The sequence below is a fragment of the Sphingomonas alpina genome (assembly GCF_014490665.1).
Classification (GTDB): domain Bacteria; phylum Pseudomonadota; class Alphaproteobacteria; order Sphingomonadales; family Sphingomonadaceae; genus Sphingomonas; species Sphingomonas alpina.
On sequence record NZ_CP061038.1, the window covers coordinates 2020000 to 2036864 of the forward strand.

At 62.5% G+C, this 16865-nt stretch carries 10 protein-coding genes and 2 pseudogenes; 4 read left to right on the forward strand and 8 right to left on the reverse strand.

The window, feature by feature from the left end; translation table 11 throughout:
* The first annotated feature begins 16 nt into the window (after window positions 1–16).
* The gene (locus H3Z74_RS09275) at window positions 17–1819 is read left to right on the forward strand and encodes a cation:proton antiporter domain-containing protein (RefSeq protein ID WP_187763591.1); all 1803 of its coding nucleotides are present in this window, start codon (window positions 17–19) and stop codon (window positions 1817–1819) included.
* Window positions 1820–2057: 238 nt separating this feature from the next.
* On the opposite strand, the gene alaS is transcribed toward H3Z74_RS09275, so the two are convergent.
* Genes alaS through H3Z74_RS09290 form a run of 3 tightly spaced genes read right to left on the reverse strand, consistent with a single transcriptional unit; the run spans window position 2058 to window position 6921 of the window.
* The gene (alaS, locus tag H3Z74_RS09280) at window positions 2058–4715 is read right to left on the reverse strand and encodes an alanine--tRNA ligase (RefSeq protein WP_187763592.1); all 2658 of its coding nucleotides are present in this window, start codon (window positions 4713–4715) and stop codon (window positions 2058–2060) included.
* 32 nt (window positions 4716–4747) lie between these two features.
* Complete coding sequence (locus H3Z74_RS09285) at window positions 4748–5659, reverse strand: diacylglycerol/lipid kinase family protein (protein ID WP_187763593.1); 912 nt, start codon at window positions 5657–5659, stop codon at window positions 4748–4750.
* Entirely contained in the window at window positions 5656–6921 is a 1266-nt protein-coding gene (locus H3Z74_RS09290; RefSeq protein ID WP_390901737.1) for a M24 family metallopeptidase, read from the reverse strand. The genes H3Z74_RS09285 and H3Z74_RS09290 overlap by 4 nt, the downstream gene beginning before the upstream one ends.
* Window positions 6922–7020: 99 nt before the next feature.
* Between H3Z74_RS09290 and H3Z74_RS09295 the strand changes: the two genes are divergently transcribed.
* The 3 genes from H3Z74_RS09295 (at window position 7021) to H3Z74_RS09305 (ending at window position 9563) form a co-directional block, all read left to right on the forward strand.
* The gene (locus H3Z74_RS09295; protein WP_187763595.1) at window positions 7021–8316 is read left to right on the forward strand and encodes a dicarboxylate/amino acid:cation symporter; all 1296 of its coding nucleotides are present in this window, start codon (window positions 7021–7023) and stop codon (window positions 8314–8316) included.
* Window positions 8317–8674: 358 nt separating this feature from the next.
* Window positions 8675–9223 (forward strand): hypothetical protein, encoded by a 549-nt coding sequence (locus tag H3Z74_RS09300; RefSeq protein WP_229726994.1) that lies wholly within the window; start codon window positions 8675–8677, stop codon window positions 9221–9223.
* A gap of 16 nt (window positions 9224–9239) precedes the next feature.
* Window positions 9240–9563, forward strand: a complete 324-nt coding sequence (locus H3Z74_RS09305) for a hypothetical protein (RefSeq protein ID WP_187763597.1) — start codon at window positions 9240–9242, stop codon at window positions 9561–9563.
* Window positions 9564–9581: 18 nt separating this feature from the next.
* On the opposite strand, the gene H3Z74_RS09310 is transcribed toward H3Z74_RS09305, so the two are convergent.
* The 5 genes and pseudogenes from H3Z74_RS09310 to H3Z74_RS09330 all read right to left on the reverse strand — a co-directional run bounded on the left by H3Z74_RS09310 (window position 9582) and on the right by H3Z74_RS09330 (window position 16845).
* Complete coding sequence (locus tag H3Z74_RS09310; protein ID WP_187763598.1) at window positions 9582–10220, reverse strand: glutathione S-transferase family protein; 639 nt, start codon at window positions 10218–10220, stop codon at window positions 9582–9584.
* A 218-nt stretch (window positions 10221–10438) separates the two neighbouring features.
* Window positions 10439–11534 (reverse strand): annotated as a pseudogene (gene recA, locus H3Z74_RS09315) (recombinase RecA).
* 399 nt (window positions 11535–11933) lie between these two features.
* Window positions 11934–12287 carry a response regulator gene (locus H3Z74_RS09320; protein WP_187763599.1) on the reverse strand — a complete coding sequence of 118 codons (354 nt, stop codon included), beginning with the start codon at window positions 12285–12287 and terminating at the stop codon, window positions 11934–11936.
* A 37-nt stretch (window positions 12288–12324) separates the two neighbouring features.
* Window positions 12325–14738: pseudogene (locus H3Z74_RS09325) on the reverse strand (hybrid sensor histidine kinase/response regulator).
* Window positions 14739–14781: 43 nt separating this feature from the next.
* Window positions 14782–16845, reverse strand: coding sequence for a M13 family metallopeptidase (locus H3Z74_RS09330; protein ID WP_187763600.1), 2064 nt, complete (start codon window positions 16843–16845; stop codon window positions 14782–14784).
* Between the last annotated feature and the right edge of the window lie 20 nt (window positions 16846–16865).

Sequence of the window (16865 nt, forward strand, 5' to 3'; positions counted from 1 at the left end):
ACGATTAGATGCACGGATGGCATCACCGCTCAGTAACGCAGGATTCAGCGACGCACTCGTCATTCTCGGCGCAGCCGGTATTGTCATCCCTGCATTCGCACGTTTCAAGATCAGCCCGGTCATCGGCTTCATCCTGGTCGGGTTGCTGGTCGGCCCGTCCGGCCTGGGTTCGCTCGTCCGAGATTATCCCTGGCTCTACTATGTTACAATCTCGGATGCGCACTCGATCGAGCCGTTCGCGGAATTCGGCATCATCCTGCTGCTGTTCTCGATCGGGCTGGAACTCTCGCTCAAGCGATTATGGGCGATGCGGCAATTGGTGTTCGGGACGGGCGCCGCCCAGCTGCTGGGATCCGCATTGTTCATCGGTTTCGCGCTCCATTTACTCGGCCAAAGCTGGGCGGGTTCGGCTGCGCTCGGCCTGGCCCTCGCTTTGTCGTCGACCGCTTTGGTGTTGCCGATCGCGGGTACTGCAAGCCCGGTTGGGAAGACGTCTTTTGCGATGCTGCTGTTCGAGGACCTCGCGCTGGTACCGATCATCTTCGCACTTGCCGCGCTCGCACCGAGCGCGGCCGGCGATGGATTGAGCGGGATATTGGGCGTCGCGATGCGTGGCCTGTTCACCATCGCGGTGATCTTCGTCGCCGGCCGGATCTTCCTGCCGCGCCTTTTCGCCCAGGCAGCACGGACCAAGAGCCCGGAACTATTTCTGGCTGCATCGCTGCTGGTTGTCATTGTCGCCAGCCTCGCGACCACCGCCGCCGGCCTGTCGCCGATCGTCGGAGCGCTGCTTGCGGGCCTGCTGATTGCCGAGACCGAATATCACAGCGAAGTCGAGGTCATCACCGCGCCATTCAAGGGATTGGCGCTCGGCGTGTTCCTGATCACCGTCGGCATGAGCCTCGACATCCGGCTCATCCTCGACAATTGGGTCAGCCTGTTGCTGGCGATCACCGCCGTGGTTGCGATCAAGACGGCGATGACCTTCGGCCTGCTCAAACTCTCCGGCATTCGCAATGGCGTCGCGGCCGAGGCCGGCGTGCTGATGGCCAGCCCGTCGGAAACAACCCTCATCGTCCTTGGCGCCGCGGCGCAAGCGAAGTTGATCCTGCCGGCCACGGCGAATTTCTGGCAGACCGTGACCGCGATCGGGCTCACCTTGACCCCATTGCTCGCTGAACTGGGCAAGAAGGTCGCGCGCCGCATCGAACAACGAGACAAAAGCGATCAAGAAGCGGAAATTCCACCGGATGGCCCGGGAACGGTGGTCATCGGATTCGGGCGGGTGGGGCGGATGGTCGCCGACATGCTCAAGGTCCATGGCCAGCCCTTCATTGCGGTGGAGGCCGATATCGATGCGGTGTCGGCCGCCCGCGCCGAGGGCTATCCGGTGATCTTCGGCGATGTCTCCCGGGCGGAGCTGGTCGATCGTCTCAATCTCGGCCGCGCCAAGGCGTTGATTCTGACCATGGACGACCCGGTCCTGTCGGTTCGCCTCACCCGCCGCGTGCGCGGCTGGGTTCCGGGGCTGACCATCGTTGCGCGCGCGCGCGATACGAAACATGCTGCGGAACTCTACCGCGCCGGGGCCACCGATGCCGTGCCGGAAACGCTGGAAAGCTCGCTGCAATTGTCTGAGGCCGTGCTGGTCGATCTCGGCGTCGCGGTCGGGCCGGTGATCGCATCGATCCACGAAAAGCGCGACGAACTGCGCAAGGAAATCATGGCGGCGGCAAGCCTTGAACGCGAGCCGCGCATCCGGCGATTGCAGCGCAAATCCTCCGGACCCAGCGTATTGGGCGAGAATAACGCTCCGTAGCAAGACCACCAGATCCGCCAATCTCGGTCGTTGCGACCTGACGGGCGAGCCGGTCAGGCCGACGACGCCGCTCAGCTTCAACCATCAAGCTAACTACTTGATATATATCAAATTATATGGATTTTACACCGGAACGCGGCGGGAGATATGTTACACGACCGGTGTAACATATCTCCCGCCGCCAGTCCCTTCAGCTCTATCCGCACAGCTCGCTCGGAACCCCATGCGCCCGACGCCCCTAGGCTGCCGCTTTGGCCTCTTCCAGGGCTGCCCGGATCGCCGCGACGGCGTCATCGGCCTTGTCGCCCTCCGGCCCGCCACCTTGCGCCATATCGGGCCGGCCACCGCCGCCCTGCCCGCCCAGCACGGATACCGCGCGGCGAAGAAGGTCGACGGCATTGTGCGTCGCCACCAGATCGTCGGAGATGCCGACCGCAATCGACGCGCGGCCCTCATTGACTGCGACGATCGCTACAACGCCCGAACCGATCCGCTGCTTGGCTTCATCGACCGCGCCACGCAGGCCCTTGGCATCGAAATCGGCAATCACCTGACCGACGAAATTGACCCCGCCGACCTGCTCCGGTCCGGCCGGAGCGGCCCCCGCCCCACCGCCGAGCGCCAATGCCTTCTTCGCTTCCGCCAGTTCGCGCTCAAGGCGCCGTCGGTCTTCGACCAAGGCTGCGACACGCGCCGGGACCTCGTCCGGACTCGCCTTCAGCGCGGCGGCAGCCTCGCGCAGTTTCTCGTCACGGCCGGTGAAATATTGCCGTGCAGCCTCGCCGGTCAGCGCTTCGATGCGGCGCACGCCGCTCTGTGTCGCGCTTTCACTGATGATTTTGAACAGGCCGATATCGCCCAGCGCCGCGACATGAGTGCCGCCGCACAGTTCGAGCGAATAGGTCTTCCCGTCCTCGCTGCCCATCGAGACGACGCGCACCTCGTCGCCATATTTCTCGCCGAACAACGCCATTGCGCCTTCTTCGATCGCTTCATCGGGCGTCATCAGGCGCGTGGAGACGGGACCGTTGGCGCGGATGTGGCGATTCACATCGGCTTCGACCTCACCGATCCGCGCCGGATCGACCGCACTTGGCTGCGAGAAATCGAAGCGCAGGCGATCGGGTGCAACCAAGCTGCCCTTTTGCGCGACATGCAGGCCAAGCCGCTGGCGCAGCGCCTCGTGGAGCAAATGGGTCGCGCTGTGATTGGCGCGGATCTGATTCCGACGGTCACGGTCGATCGACAAGCCGACGGTATCGCCGACCCTGATTTCACCGTCTTCGATCCTGGTTGTGTGAGCAAATACACGGCCAAGATGCTTCTGCGTGTCCTCGACTACGCCCAGCATATCTGTGTTGCCGACGGTCCCCCGATCTCCCACCTGCCCGCCGCTTTCGGCGTAAAAGGGCGTCTGGTTGAACACGATATCGACAGTTTCGTCCGCTGACGCACTCTCGGCCCGCTTGCCATTCTTGACGATCGCCAGGACTTGGCCTTGTCCGCCTTCGGCCGAATAGCCGATAAATTCGGTTCCGCCCAATTCCTCGGCAATGTCGAACCAGACTTCGTCCGAAGCCTTGGCGCCCGAGCCCTTCCAGGCGGCACGGGCGTTCTCCTTCTGCTTGGCCATTGCGGCATCAAAGCCTTCACGATCGATCCCGAACCCCTGTGAACGCAGCGCATCCTCAGTCAGGTCATAGGGAAAACCGAACGTGTCGTAGAGCTTGAACGCGGTTTCACCGGGCAGCGTGGCGCCTGGTGCCAGGCTCGCCGTCGCTTCATCGAGCAGGCGCAGGCCGTTGGTCAGCGTACGGCGGAACTGCTTCTCTTCCTGCAACAGCGTCGATTCGATCGATGCCTGCGCACGCAGCAATTCGGGATAGGCGGCGCCCATCTCGGCAATCAACGCGGGCACCAGCCGGTGCATCAACGGCTCTTTCGCGCCGAGCAGATGCGCATGACGCATCGCGCGGCGCATGATGCGGCGCAGCACATAGCCGCGCCCTTCATTGGCGGGGAGCACGCCGTCCGCGACCAGGAAGCCGCTGGTCCGCAAATGATCGGCGATAATGCGATGGCTGGCCTGATTGTCGCCAGTGGTGGACGTCCCGGTCAGCGCGCCCGATTCCGCGATCAGCGCCTTGAACGTATCGGTATCATAATTGTCGTGCACGCCCTGCAACACCGCAGCGATGCGCTCCAGACCCATGCCGGTATCGATCGATGGCTTGGGCAGGTCGGCGACGATCTGATTGTCGGCCTGCTCATATTGCATGAACACCAGGTTCCAGATCTCGACGAAACGGTCGCCATCCTCGTCGGGGCTGCCCGGCGGGCCGCCCGGGATATGGTCGCCATGATCGTAGAAGATTTCCGAACACGGTCCGCATGGGCCATTGTCGCCCATCGTCCAGAAATTGTCCGAGGTCGCGATGCGGATGATGCGCTCTTCGGGCAAGCCGGCGATCCGGCGCCACAGGTCGAACGCCTCGTCGTCGGTATGATAGACGGTGACGGTCAGCTTCTCGGGCTGAATGCCCCAGACCTTGGTCAGCAAGGTCCAGGCATGAGTGATCGCCTGGTCCTTGAAATAATCACCGAACGAGAAATTGCCGAGCATTTCGAAGAATGTATGGTGCCGTGCGGTATAGCCGACATTGTCGAGATCGTTGTGCTTGCCGCCGGCGCGCACGCATTTCTGGCTCGACGCCGCAGTGACATAAGGCCGCGTTTCGAGGCCGGTGAAGACATTCTTGAACGGCACCATTCCCGCATTGACGAACATCAGGGTCGGATCGTTCTGCGGCACGAGCGGCGCGGATTGGACGCGGGCGTGACCGGCGGACTCGAAATAGTCGAGGAAGCTGCGGCGGATGTCGTTGGTCGATGTCATGCCCGCCGATCTAGGCGAGGACTGCTCCCTACTCAAGCCACCGGCAGCGGTGGCGCGATGACGGTCAGCGCCAGCGGATCGATCCGCAGCTTGAGCGGCAGATCCAGTTCCATGACCTCGCCGTCGAGAGCGATCTCGACCGAGCGGGACGTCCCCCCGATCTCCAGTTCCGGTACATCGCCGATCGCGACGAAATCCCGCTCGCGATGGACTCGTCGCAAGAGCGCGCGAACGGCAAAGCCGATCAGGGCGAAGCGATGGCTCGGACCGATCGCGAAGATGGACAACAGCCCGTCATCGAGCCCGCTGCGCTTGCCGGGATGCCCTTCCTCGATCTCGTAATGATTGTTGCCGACGAACAGCATGGGAGTGATGATCTCGCGATCACGACCGGCGCTCTTCAGACGCAGCCGATGATGACGGGCGCGACGCAGGGTCTTGGCACTGGCGGAAATGGCGGCGAGCCATTTCGCGACCTTGTGCCGACGCTGGGTATCGTCGCGGACTCGCACCATTTCCGGGTAGAGGCCGATCGACGCATTGTTGAGGAACATCTGCTCTCCCGCCCAGGCGACATCGATCCGCCGCCTGATCCCCGAAGCGATGGCCGCCACCGCCCCGGGGAGATCCAGCGGGATACCCAGTTCGCGGGCGAGGTGGTTTCGTGTGCCGAGCGGGAGGATGCCGAGTGCACCGTTCTTGCCATGGTCCACCAGAACGCGCGCCACGCAGCCCAGCGTGCCATCTCCGCCCCCTACGATCACCAATGGTGCATCGGTCAGGCGCCGGGCGGCGCTGCGCATATCGTCTGCATCCAGCAATTCAAGATCGATCTCCAAGCCGGCTTCGGCAAATGCTGCGTGCACTTCGTCGGACAATGCAGCGCCCTTCCCCGCCGCAGCACCGCCTTCCCTGTTGATGAGAACCGGTATGCGCTGCGTCACCCGAATGGCTTGTCGATCGAGGTCGGCGGTACCGAAAACCATTTCGGCCCAGCTGCCGTCATATGGAAACAATCTTCCAGCCGAATACCGAACTTGCCGGGCAAATAGAGCCCCGGCTCATTCGAGAAGCACATGCCCGGCGCGAGCGGCGTCTTTTCACCGCGCACCAGATTGACCGGCTCATGCCCGTCCATGCCGATGCCATGGCCGGTGCGATGCGACAGCCCCGGCAGCCGATAATCCGGGCCATAGCCGTTGGCAGTGTAGTAGCGGCGTACGGCATCATCGACCTGACCGGCGGGTGTCCCGAGCTTCGCTGCAGCGAAGGCGGTGGCCTGTCCCGCGCGAACCTGATCCCAGACCTTGCGCTGCTCCGCACTCGCTGCACCGAACACAAAGGTACGAGATACGTCGGACTGATAGCCCTGTACGGTGCAGCCGCAGTCCATCAGCACGACCTCGCCCTCCCTCACCAGCTGCGGCTTGCCGCTGCCATGCGGATAGGCGGCGGCCTCCCCCAGCAGGATCAAGGCGAATTCCGGGCTGCCGCCCAGTTTGCGCGTCGCTGCATTCATCAGCGCCCCGATCTGTTGCGGTGTCATGCCCTTTTCGATGCGTGGATATGTCCAGCGATAGGCCGCAATGGTCACATCGGTTGCGGCCTGCATCAGCGCGATCTCGGTCGCCGTCTTGATCATCCGGCATCCGCGAACGACGGGGTTGGCGGAGACGATCTTCGCACCGGGCAGCGCATGGGCAAGACCATCGACCGCGAAATAGCGCGTCGTTTCCTCGATACCGATCGGGCGCCCGGCCAGTTTTCGGTCGCGAAGGAACCCGGCGACAACGCCAAGCGCGTCCTGATCTTCCTGCCAGACCCGCACATCGGCCTCGATACCGAGCGATTCGCGGATCGACGGTTCCTCGAAAAAGGGAGTGACGATGCAGGGAAGGCCCTCGACCGGAATTACCACGGCGGTCAGCCGCTCGCTCCGACTCCAACGAACGCCGGTGAAGTAGATCAAGCTCGATCCCGATTCGATCAGCACCGCCCCGATGCCATTGGCCTTCATCAGCTTCTGGGCCTGAACAATGCGCGCCGCACGCTCCGCGCCGCCGATCGCCCGGGTCGCAGAAGTGATATCGCTTAGCGCGGAAAGGTCCGGATCCGCGGCGTGCGCGACACCAGCCCTGCCCAGGAGCGGAAGCGCCGCGACGCCCGCCACCATCCGACGTCGATCGATCAAAAACGGCCGCTGCATCGTCATTCTCTTTCCTAACCCGGCAGACACAGCGATACGGTCCTTGACCGCGCCGTCGCAATCCCCTTCCCTACCGGTAATCGTTTCTCGGAGAATTTCATGGCCAAGCGCCTTACATGGTTTATCCTGCTCGGGCTGGTGCTGGGCCTGGTAGTCGGCTGGGCGCTCAATGCCATCATCGATGACGGTACCCCCGCAGCGGCGGCGGAACTCAAGAACATCGCTTATTATCTCTCGATCGTGACGACCCTGTTCCTGCGGCTGATCAAGATGATCATCGCTCCCCTGGTCTTCGCAACATTGGTGGGTGGCATCGCGCATATGGGCGATACCGGTGCGCTCGGCCGGGTCGGGCTGCGCTCGGTCGCCTGGTTCCTGTGCGCAAGCCTCTTGTCGCTGACGCTGGGGCTCATCCTGGTTCATCTGTTCCAGCCGGGTGTCGGGCTGAACCTGGCAATTCCGGCCGCGACCGCCGCGAGCGGTGTGGATCAAAGCGCGTTCGATCTCGCCAAGTTCGTAACCCATGTCGTTCCCGCATCCGGGATCGCGGCGATGGCGGACAATGAGATCCTCCAGATCGTCATTTTCGCGCTGTTCATCGGCGTCGCCATCACGGCGGTCGGCGAAAAGGCCGCGCCGCTGGTACGCGGGATCGAAGGCCTCGCGGCAGTGATGCTTCAGGTCACCAATTACGTCATGCGATTCGCACCCTTTGCGGTGTTCGCGGCGGTCGCCAGCACCCTGACCGAGCGCGGCCCCGGCGTGATCGGCGACCTCGCCTACTTCATGGGCACTTTCTATATCGGGCTGTTCTCATTGTGGGCGCTGCTGATCGGGATCGGTTTCCTGTTCATCGGAAAGCGTACCGGGTTGCTGGTGCGCTACATCCGCGAGCCGTTGCTCCTCGCCTTTTCGACCGCCTCCTCCGAGGCGGCGTACCCGCGTACGCTCGAAGCGCTCGATCGCTTTGGTGTTCCGCCCAAGATCTCAAGCTTCGTCCTGCCGCTCGGCTATTCGTTCAATCTCGATGGGTCGATGATCTACATGACCTTCGCGTCGCTGTTCATCGCGCAGGCTTACGGGATCGAACTGAGCCTGGGGCAGCAGGTGACCATGCTGCTGGTGCTGATGGTCACATCGAAAGGCATTGCCGGCGTCCCTCGCGCCAGCCTGGTGGTGATCGCGGCGACCTTGCCGATGTTCAAGATCCCGGAGGCCGGGTTGCTGCTCGTTCTGGCGGTGGATCACTTCCTCGACATGGGCCGCTCGGCGACCAACGTCATCGGCAACGCTGTCGCCGCGACGGTGGTGGCGAAATGGGAGGGCGATCTCGATCCACGCGAGCCTGCGGAGATCGAACCGCCGCACGCTCCATCCAAGGGATTGATGGGATAGGAAGCCGGGCGTTCAATCCGGCGCATTCGTGCTTCGAGACGATCGAATCACATTAAGTATCTGATATATAAAAAATTATATTGGCGTTCAGCCGATGGACGGCAGGAGATATGTTACATTTACGGTGTAACATATCTCCCCCGCTCGTCCCGAAACCCGCGATCATGTCCTCACAGCCATGTCATCGGCGGCGCTTCAACATGTGCCCTGAGCCACTGCGCGGATGTCTGATATTGCGCTCAAGGGTCTGGCCGGGAAGGAAGGCCCAATCTGTTTCGGCCAACGCTTTCCGCTGGACCCGTTGTTTCGTGCGTGAAACAACGGCATCGAACTGTAGTTGGTGATGAGGCGATCGGTGATGATCTGGCAGCGGTTGCGATTGGTTCTGGCTGGGCTGATTGCGGTCGCGTTGCTCAACGGCTGCGCTCCGATCCTGCTGGTGCCGCCTTATGACGAGCAGATCGACAGCGGGCTGACGGCCCTTTACAGCGATACGACAGCGTTCGTCGACCGGATGATCTCGCTGCGCGGCACGCCCGAAGGCAGCTATGCGAAGAACAGCGATTTCTACGAAACCGCGACCGCGAAGGTCGGTGCGCTGGTCGTGCGAGCCGAGGCGCACCGCATACTCAACGATTGCCCCTCGAGCGCGCTGGTGTCGCGCGCCTTCGCACTGGCTCGCATCCCGGAGGATGTGCGCGGCACGATCGGCACCTTGCCCAAGGACGATTGCCAGGTCGTGCTGCTGCGGCTGATCCAGGACGGCTATGGCAACATGGCCAAGGTGCACCAGATCCAGGGCGATGCCGGTCTGCCGCCAATGGCGCATGGCCAGTTCATCGATGGCGGCGTCGGCGCTCAGCTCCGGGCGGCGATCACTGTCGAAATCGCCAAGCGGGCGCGATAATCCGGAGGAACGGGTGATGGGGATCGATGTAGGAACGCTGGCGGACAAGATGATCGATGCCGGTAAAGGTCTTGCCGGCGGCATCTGGGCTGAGATGCAGACCTATGCGATCCCCGAGCTCAAGAAGATCGCGATCCAGATCGAAGCGCTGGCCGAACCCGATAATGGCTTCAAGCCCGAGGCGATCAAGCTGTTGTTCCAGATGCAGGTCAACGCTGCGGTCAGCGTGATCGTCGCAATGACCGCACTGACCATGCAACTGGTACAGGAAGCGATCAATGCGATCCTGGATGCCGTGCGGGACCTGGTCAACGGCGCGGTCGGTATCGCGCTGATCTGATCCTCGGACGGTTACCCTTCAGGCATAAGCATAGGGTCCGCCCTTCTCCAGCGCGGCCTGATAAGCCGGGCGGGTATGAACCTTGTCGAGCCAGGCGATGGTCGCGGGACGTGACGCATCAAGCCCAGCACGGCTCCGCGCAGCTTCGAGCGGAAAGCTCATCATGATGTCCGCCGCGGTCATTTCGTCACCGGCGAACCAGGGTCGGCTGGCAAGCTCTGCCTCGACATAGTCGAGATGCACGTCGATCATCGGCTGGATACGCTTCATCGCCTTCTTGCCGAACAAGGGAATGCGCGCGAGGACCAGTTTCAGCAGCAGCGGCGGCATCATCGAACCCTCGGCATAATGCAGGAACTGACGATAGCGCAGCACCGAATCGCGGTGCGCCAGCGGGCCGAGCTTGCCGTCGCCTTTTTCGACCAGATATTCGACGATCGCACCGGTCTCGGCAATCACGCGTCCCCCCTCTGCGTCGGTATCCTCGATCACCGGCGACTTGCCGAGCGGGTGAATGCGCTTGAGCTCGGGCGGGGCGAGCATCGTCGCCTTGTTTCGTTCATAACGCTTGATCTCATAGGGCAGCCCAAGCTCCTCGAGCATCCACAGGATACGCTGCGAGCGCGAGTTTTCGAGATGATGGACGATGATGGTCATGGCAGTCCTCTCCTGCTTTCTCGGCACGCTAGCGGCTCGGGAGATGATGTCGAGCGAGTCACGATCTTCGGGCGACAGCCTTCACTCGAAAACGCCATGAAACGCGAAAGGCCCGCCATGACAGGCGGGCCTTCCCATGTGTTTGCGACGCGCGGGACGCCGACTTGAAACTGGCGTGATCGTGACACCATCCCTCTCCCCGTCGGGAGAGGAAGGCCTCACATCTCCTCGCCATCATCCTCTGGCTCGGGGCCGGCCATCATTTCCTCGGCAACCTTGTCGGTACGAGTGCGGATCGACTTTTCCAGGCGATCGCACATTTCCGGGTTTTCCTTGAGGAAGGTCTTCGAATTCTCACGACCCTGGCCGATGCGGACACTGTCATAGGAGAACCAGGCGCCCGATTTCTCGACCAGGCCGGCCTTGACGCCGAGGTCGAGGATCTCACCGATCTTCGACACGCCCTGGCCGTACATGATGTCGAACTCGACCTGCTTGAACGGCGGTGCGACCTTGTTCTTGACGACCTTCACCCGGGTGGTGTTGCCGATGATCTCTTCGCGATCCTTGATCTGACCGGTGCGGCGGATATCGAGCCGGACGCTGGCATAGAATTTCAGCGCGTTGCCGCCGGTCGTGGTCTCCGGATTGCCGTACATTACGCCGATCTTCATGCGCAGCTGATTGATGAAGATCACCATGCAGCGCGAACGGCTGATCGATCCGGTCAGCTTGCGCAGCGACTGCGACATCAGGCGCGCCTGAAGGCCGACATGGCTGTCGCCCATCTCACCCTCGATTTCCGCACGCGGCACGAGCGCAGCGACCAGAATCGATCACCAGTACGTCGATCGCATTGGAGCGAACCAGCGTATCGACGATCTCGAGCGCCTGCTCGCCGGTATCGGGCTGCGATACGATCAGCTCGTCGATATTGACGCCGAGCTTCTTGGCATAGACCGGGTCGAGCGCGTGCTCGGCATCGACGAACGCTGCGGTACCGCCGCCCTTTTGTGCTTCGGCGATGACATGCAGCGCGAGCGTGGTCTTGCCGGAGCTTTCCGGACCATAGATCTCGATCACGCGACCGCGCGGCAAGCCGCCGACGCCGAGCGCGATGTCGAGACCGAGCGAGCCAGTCGAGATCACTTCGACCTGCATCGTCTCCTTCGAGCCGAGCTTCATCGCCGACCCCTTGCCGAAGGCACGGTCGATCTGTGCGAGTGCGGCGTCGAGCGCCTTTTGGCGCTCGGTGGCCGCCTTATCGTTGGAAACTGCCATTTTGCTGTCGATGACCTTCAAATTCGCCGCCATTGGAGCCTCCGCCGCTAGACCTATACCGCCACGCATTCAATGCATGTTGGAACCATGTATCGCGTTTGTTCCTATAGAACAAGAGCGGAACATGAGATTTTTCACGGTACCCGTGGCGAGCCTTTCCCGGGCATGCGCGTTAAACTGCCGAACCCATCCAATCGGCAGGAGAAATCGCCATACTGGTGAAACTCACATCTTCGCGCGAAGAATGGCCTGGCGGACTGGTATATCGATGACGGCGGTCCACTCGACCTGTGACGCGGCTGGTGTCGCGATGTCCTTGGCAAATCGGTCTCGGCGGGGCATTTCTTCCCGGAGGAAGCACCGGTCTTCCCGGAGGAAGCACCGGAAGAAATTATAGCAGTCCTGCGAAACTTCTTTTTCGACGGATCGGGATCAGCCCAATGCATCCAGTGCCTTGGCAACTCCGTCCATCGTGAAGGGCTTGGCCAGCGTCGCGCGATCCCGATGCGCTTCGGAAATGCTCTCGGAGGTTCCACCGCTTGCGAACACGAACGGAATGCCGTTCCGGGCAAGCGCGTCCGCGATCGGAAAGCTTTTCTCTCCGCCGCGCAAATTCACGTCGAGAATGGCGGCATCGATCCCGCCTGCTTCGACGAGCTGAAGCGCGTCAGCGATATTGTCCACACTGCCAGCCAGCTTCTTGCCAAGCACATCGAGAAAATCCTCGAGCATCATGGCAATCAGGGGCTCGTCCTCAACGATGAGGATATTCTGCGGTGAGCTCATCTCGCGCCCTTAGCCAAACACAGCGCGCGCCGCCAAGTCATTTCGGCATCAAAACGCTACGAGCTGCCTCGGCAAGCTGCTGAACCGAAAAGGGTTTCGCAAGAAATTGTACGTTGTCGAGGTCGATAGACTTGCGCAGTGTCTCCTCGGCATAGCCTGACATGAACAGGATCGGCAGGTCGGGATAGCGCTGGCGAACCTGACGAACCATGGTCGGACCGTCCATCAGCGGCATCATCACGTCGGAGATGAGCAGATCGGGCTTCTCGCTGCGCGCCAGCACCTCCAGCGCCGCTTCGCCATGTTCGGCCGTGAGCACCGTATAGCCCTGGCGGCTGAGCGCGCGTTCGGCCACGGCACGAACCATGTCCTCATCCTCGACCAGCAGGATCGTCCCTGTGCCCCAAAGGTCGGCCGGCTTTTCCTTCGGCGCAGCGCGGACAGTGGCCGGCGCGGAAGCTTCGACGATGCCGCTCGCGGTATGAACGGGCAAATAGATGGTGAAGATCGCGCCGGGGCCGGCCTTGTTGTTGTCGGCGAAGATATAACCGCCCGACTGTTTGACGATGCCATAAACGGTCGACAGGCCGAGCCCGGTCCCCTTCCCCACCTCCTTGGTGGTGAAAAAGGGTTCGAAGATCTTGGGCAGGATATCGGCCGGGATGCCGCTGCCGGTATCGGCGATCTCAAGTGCGATATAGTCGGCGATCGGCAGGATGTCGGATCCCATCTTGCGGACATCGGCGATGGAAACCGACTTGGTCAGGATCGACAGCGTCCCGCCGCCACGTGGATCTCGCGCGAGCATCGCATCACGCGCGTTGACCGCGAGATTGACCACGACCTGCTCGAGCTGGCCGGGATCGGCGCGCACCGGACCGAGATTGCGGCCATGCTTGACGGTGAGCGCCACCGTTTCGCCGAGCAGCCGCTTGAGCAGGTTCGACACTTCGGAAATGACGTCGGGCAATTGCAGTACCTGCGGCCGCAAGGTCTGCTGGCGCGAAAAGGCGAGCAGCTGGCGGGTCAGGCTGGCCGCGCGGTTCGAATTCGCGCGGATTTGCTGGATGTCGTCATAATCGCTGTCGCCGGGCGTGTGGCGCATCAGCATCAGGTCGCAATGCCCGATGATCGCGGTCAGGATATTGTTGAAATCATGCGCCACGCCCCCGGCAAGTTGACCCACTGCCTGCATCTTGGTCGCTTGCGCGACTTCGCGTTTGAGCCGGGTTTCTTCGCCATTATCCTTGAGGCTGAGCAGTACGGCGGCATCGCCCAGCCCGCGCGCGCCGGCGATCGACAGCGCAACCGGCTCATCGGGATGGTCTTTCAGCCGCACGGCAAGATCGGTCGAATGCGTCGCGCCATTGGCGAAGCGACGGATCGCGTCGGCGACGACACCCTTGTCCTCACGCACCAGCAGATCGCCCGGATAGAGCGGCGGCGCGGCGGCATCGACCAGGGCCGCGCGCGCAAAGGCGTCGTTCATCTGGATGAAGCGGCCGTCGCGATCGACCAGCGCCATACCGAACGGCATCAGGCTGACCAGGCTGCGCACATGCGCCGAGGCGCTGGCTCCGATCGCCGGCGTTTCGCCGCCACCCTCATCATCGAGCAAGGCGATGAGCATCGGTGCATCCTCGCCCTCGAGGAACGGGATTTGCAGCACGCGCAGGGGAATGCCGGTCAGCCCCTCACGTTCGAACCGCACCAGGCCATGACTGTCGGTGATCAGGAAACGTGCAAAATCGCGCCCCGTAATCGCGCCTTCCTCATGCCCCATCGCGCGCGCGCGAAACACTCGATTGGCGGCACGGATACGGCCGTCGGGGCCGATCAACGCGGTCATGATGCCGGCCGCGGCTAGACGATCACCCGTAGCCCCCCGATCATCCCTTCGACCGAGGAGGCGAGATCGAGACCTTCTGCGCCGCGGAAGCGCCACACCAGCAAATCCTCGTCGCGCCCCGCCCGCTCGACATGCGCCATAAGTGGAGTGCCCCGCGCAAGCAGGCGGTCGACTCCGGCTTCACCATCGCGCCATGCGGCGCGCCCGGCGGCACTGAGGCGGTCGATGCCGGCATCGTCGACCGGCAGACCCGGCGGGGTCGGAAAGCCACCGAACAATGTTTCATAGCGGTCATTGGCGCAGATCAGGCGACCAGCGCGATCGGTGATGGCAACGGCGTCAGCGCTGCTTGCGGCAAGCGTGCGCGCGACGGTCCAGTCGGCCTCGACTTCACCGGGGCGAACTGGCGGGAACAAGCGTCGCGCGGCGACAAGGCCGCCCGCGATAACCAGACCAGTGGCGAGGAAGGAACCCGCAATCGCAAGGCTGCCAACCAGTCCGAGAATGACCAGCGCCGCCGCCGCACCGCACCCGCTCGCGATCAGCGCCGCGGTGCGTGCGGGACTGAGCGAAGCAGCGGGAGGGGTGGGAAGACTGGCCATCGTCCGCCCCTCTTTGGCCGCCCTCGGAGTCGCGTCAAGCCGATTACCAGATCCGGACGCGCTGTTCCGGCGTCAGATACAGTTTTTCGCCTGCCTTGGGCTGAAATGCGCCGTACCAGGGATCGAGATTGCGGACGATCCATGCCCGCTGCTGCGACGGGGCGTGCGGGTCAGTCTTGAGCCGCTGGATCAGATCCGCCTCGCGATAGCTGCGCCGCCACACCTGCGCCCAGCCGAGATAGAAACGCTGGTCGCCAGTAAAGCCGTCGATCACCGCCGCAGGCTTGCCGCCGAGCGACGCATGATAAGCATCGAACGCAGCGCTCAGACCCGCGAGATCGGCAGTGTTTTCGCCCAGGGTCAGGGTGCCATTGACCTTGCGACCCGGCAGCGGTTCATAAGTCTCATATTGCGCGACAAGATTGCCGGTCAGTTTCTTGAAGCTTTCGACGTCCCGGGGCGTCCACCAGTCGGTAAGCTGGCCTTTCAGATCATATTTTGATCCCTGATCGTCGAAATGATGACTCATCTCGTGACCAATGACTGCACCGATGCCGCCATAATTGATCGCTGCGTCTGCATTGGGGTCGAAAAAGGGCGGCTGCAGTATCGCCGCCGGAAACGTGATTGCGACCAAAGTCGGGTTGGCCTGGGCATTGACCGTCATGGGAGCCAGTCCCCATTCCCAGCGATAGATCGGCTTGCCGAGCTTCTCGACATTATACTGATGCGCCCATTGATTGGCGCGCAGCGTGTTGCCGAATGCGTCGCCGGCCACGATGCGCAACGCGGCATAATCGCGCCATTTGTCGGGATAGCCGATGCGTGGCGTGAAGGCCGCCAGCTTGGCATGTGCCTTCACCTTGGTTTCCGGTGCCATCCAGTCGAGCTTGTCGATCCGCACATTCATCGCCGCGATGATGTTCTTGACCAGCGCATCGGCCGCCGCCTTGGTCTCCGGCGGGAAATAGCGTGCGACATAAAGCTTGCTGACATCGTCGGTCAGGATGCCGCTGGTATAATCGACGCCCCGCTTCCATCGCGCCGGCTGCTCCGGGGTACCCGACAGCACGGTGCTGAACATCGCAAAGGCTTCCTTGTCGAACGCTGCCGGGAGCACATTCGCAAAACCATCGAGCGAGCGAATCAGCAGCTGATCCTTCAGGACGCTCACCGGCGTTTCGCTGATCAGCTTGGCCGTACCGGTGATTGCGCTTGGCTGGCCGACGATCACCGTCGCGGCGGGGATGCCGATCCCCTTGAAATAGGTGACGAAGTCGAAGCCGGGCGCAGCTTTGGCAAGATCGGCGCCAGTCATCTTGTTGTAGGTCTTGTTGGCGTCGCGGCTCTCGGCGCGGGTCCAGCTGATCCGGGCGATGCCGGTTTCGAAATCGACCACCGCCTTGGCGCGCGCCTCCGCATCGGATTCACCCGCCAGCGTGAACATCCTGGCGATATGCGCCTGATAAGCCGCCTTTGCAGCGACCAGCTTGGCGTCATTCGCGTCGATGTAGAAATCACGATCCGGCAGGCCCAGCCCGCCCTGGCGCATCTGCAGCGCATAATGTTCCGGATCTTTCTGATCCTGCGAGACCCCGGCATTGAAAGGTACGCCAACCCCGTTGCGATCCGCCTCGGCCACCAGCGCAGCATAGCCCGCGCCGGATTTCAGCGCCTTGATCCGGTCGAGCCAGGGTTTGATCGGAGTCAGTCCCTTTGCTTCGATCGTTGCCTGATCGAGATAGGCGGCATAGGCGGCGCCGATCTTCGATCCGGGCTTGGCCGCCTCAACCTCGAGAATACCCCTGGTGCGATCGCGCGACAGATCCTGCAGCAGGTCAAACGCACCATAATTGGCCTTGTCCGCGGGGATCGGGGTGTTTGCCGACCAGGTTCCATTAGAGAAACCGTAGAAATCGTCGCCCGGCGCAACGCCGCGGTCCATGCCCGTTTCGTCAAAGCCGAAGCTGCCGATGGATGGCTTGGCTGCCGTCGGCGCGGGCATTTCCGCCGTCATATCGGGGGCGGTCACCGGCGCGCTGGCGGCGGCGCAGATTGCGAAAACGGAGATCGACAAAAACAGGGTGGTGATGCGTGATCTGGACATTGGGACATCCCTGGGGACAG

Coding starts and splice junctions, on each gene's coding strand:
- alaS (WP_187763592.1), bottom strand. CDS start 4,715: ATGACATCGACCAACGACATCCGCCGCAGCTTCCTCGACTATTTCGAG.
- H3Z74_RS09320 (WP_187763599.1), bottom strand. CDS start 12,287: ATGAGCTCACCGCAGAATATCCTCATCGTTGAGGACGAGCCCCTGATT.
- H3Z74_RS09290 (WP_390901737.1), bottom strand. CDS start 6,921: ATGCAGCGGCCGTTTTTGATCGATCGACGTCGGATGGTGGCGGGCGTC.
- H3Z74_RS09330 (WP_187763600.1), bottom strand. CDS start 16,845: ATGTCCAGATCACGCATCACCACCCTGTTTTTGTCGATCTCCGTTTTC.
- H3Z74_RS09275 (WP_187763591.1), top strand. CDS start 17: ATGGCATCACCGCTCAGTAACGCAGGATTCAGCGACGCACTCGTCATT.
- H3Z74_RS09300 (WP_229726994.1), top strand. CDS start 8,675: ATGATCTGGCAGCGGTTGCGATTGGTTCTGGCTGGGCTGATTGCGGTC.
- H3Z74_RS09305 (WP_187763597.1), top strand. CDS start 9,240: ATGGGGATCGATGTAGGAACGCTGGCGGACAAGATGATCGATGCCGGT.
- H3Z74_RS09310 (WP_187763598.1), bottom strand. CDS start 10,220: ATGACCATCATCGTCCATCATCTCGAAAACTCGCGCTCGCAGCGTATC.
- H3Z74_RS09295 (WP_187763595.1), top strand. CDS start 7,021: ATGGCCAAGCGCCTTACATGGTTTATCCTGCTCGGGCTGGTGCTGGGC.